Annotated in this window: 1 protein-coding gene; it reads left to right on the top strand. The window is 63.8% G+C overall.

Annotation, left to right across the window (positions count from 1 at the left end; genetic code table 11):
• Positions 1 to 492 precede the first annotated feature (492 nt).
• Complete coding sequence (locus AC3A3X_RS17815) at positions 493 to 1,128, top strand: outer membrane beta-barrel protein (protein WP_487584309.1); 636 nt, start codon at positions 493 to 495, stop codon at positions 1,126 to 1,128.
• Positions 1,129 to 1,305: the final 177 nt, after the last annotated feature.

Raw genomic sequence — 1,305 nt, forward strand, 5'->3', positions numbered from 1 at the left:
GTCTGGCGCGGAGTGAAACAACTTACAAGGGACCTGCTGGTGTTGTTGCTGTTGCGTGTTGGGCTTGCGTCTGCGGAACGGCGCCGTCCGCCGGGCCGGCATTTCGTTGCGCGGTCTTCGGTGGCCCTCACCCCAACCCCTCTCCCGCAAGCGGGAGAGGGGCTTTCTACCGTCATTCCCGCGAAGGCGGGAACCCATGGACGTTGCTCCACCGAATCTCGCCAACACCTGTCAGGAACGCGAGCTCCGCACCCAAGCGGGTTTGAAACCACCTGACCCTCTGGCGGGAGTCCGGGCCCCGGGGCTCTCCAACCGATCCCTCTCACTGGGGAGAAGAACCTTCTTCCTTGCGGTCCCCGGCCCTTGCGTGCAATTGCGACCGTCTTTGCACTTCAGGTGCCAGGGCTCGGTGAGTTGTTACGAATTCGTGAAGTTTGGCGATAATGTCGCGACCCCGCGCGCAGCGGGCCGGAATTCACCAGAAGGACCACCATGAAGAAGCAACTCATCCTTGCGCTCGCGATCGCTGCTGCACCGTTTGCCGCCAGCGCCGACGGTCACAGCTACACCTACGTCGAAGGCGGCTACGCCCAGCTCAACCAGGAACTGCCGCAGATCGAGGGCTTCCGCATCGATGACGCCGAGGCCGCTGGGTTCTTCGTCGGCGGTTCCGCCGCATTGGGCGACACGTTCCATGTGTTCGGCAGCTATCGCAAGGGCGATGACGACATCGGCGTGTCGTCGCCGATCCTCGGCGACCTCGGCGACGCCGGTATCGACATGAGCCAGGCGATTGTCGGCCTTGGCTATCACCACAGCCTGTCGCAGCGCACCGACCTGACCACCGAGCTGAGCTACCTCAGCACCGAGATCGACGTCGAGAACGACGGCGAAGGCAGCGTGGACGGCGACGACTTCCGCGTCGCCGTGGGCGTGCGTCACCTGATCGCCAACAACGTCGACATCTGGGCCAAGGGCAACTACACCGATGGCGATGTCTACGATGGCGCCTTCAGTGCCACGCTTGGTTTGCAGTACCACCTGACGCCGGTCTGGGGCGTCGTCGGCGAAGCCGAACTGGGCGATGAGTTCTCGCAGGTAACGGTGGGCATGCGCGCGAGCTTCTAAGCGAGGCGCAAAAACGGTTCTTCTCGCGGAGCAACGTCCATGGGTTCCCGCCTTCGCGGGAACGACGGTGTAGAGCCGCTGGGTCCCCGCCTTCGCGGGAATGACGGTTTTCTTTAGCCCCTCTCCCGCTTGCGGGAGAGGGGTTGGGGTGAGGGCCGCCGAAGACCATGCAACGAA

Source organism: Lysobacter sp. Soil_N_23 (assembly GCF_057656135.1).